1 protein-coding gene is annotated in these 411 nt (G+C 68.1%); it reads left to right on the top strand.

The window, feature by feature from the left end; translation table 11 throughout:
• A partial coding sequence (locus EN852_RS35555; RefSeq protein ID WP_246694503.1) for a sigma factor-like helix-turn-helix DNA-binding protein occupies nt 1-411 on the top strand: 411 nt, incomplete at both ends.

Here is a 411-nt window from a genome sequence, read left to right as displayed (position 1 = left end):
CTGCGCAAGCGGGCTCGTTCGCGCGGGCGCGAAAGCGAGATCGAGCTCGACACGCTCGCCGACGAGAATTCGGCGCGGGATGCGCGCATTGCCGCCGAGGCGAGCCTGGCCGAACTGATGCAGCTGCCGCCAACGCAACGATGCACGGTCGTGCTGAAGGATGTGCTGGGCCACAGCCTGGAGGAGATCGGCGAAATCCTCGAAACCTCCGACACAGCGATCAAGGGCGCGCTGCAGCGTGGCCGTGAGAGCCTACGCCAGCTGGCGGCCGCCCCCCGGATGGTGTCGCCCCGTCCGGCGCTAGACCGGCAGGACATGCGCCGCTTGGGCGACTATGTGGCCGCCTTCAACGCAAGGGAGGTCGATGTGCTGCGCGGTCTTCTGGCCGAGGACGTCAAGCTGGAGCTGGTC

It is taken from the genome of Mesorhizobium sp. M2E.F.Ca.ET.209.01.1.1 (assembly GCF_004010375.2).
Taxonomy (GTDB): domain Bacteria; phylum Pseudomonadota; class Alphaproteobacteria; order Rhizobiales; family Rhizobiaceae; genus Mesorhizobium.
The sequence above is the reverse complement of the archived record's forward strand: the minus strand, read 5'-3'. Positions and strand labels throughout refer to the sequence as shown.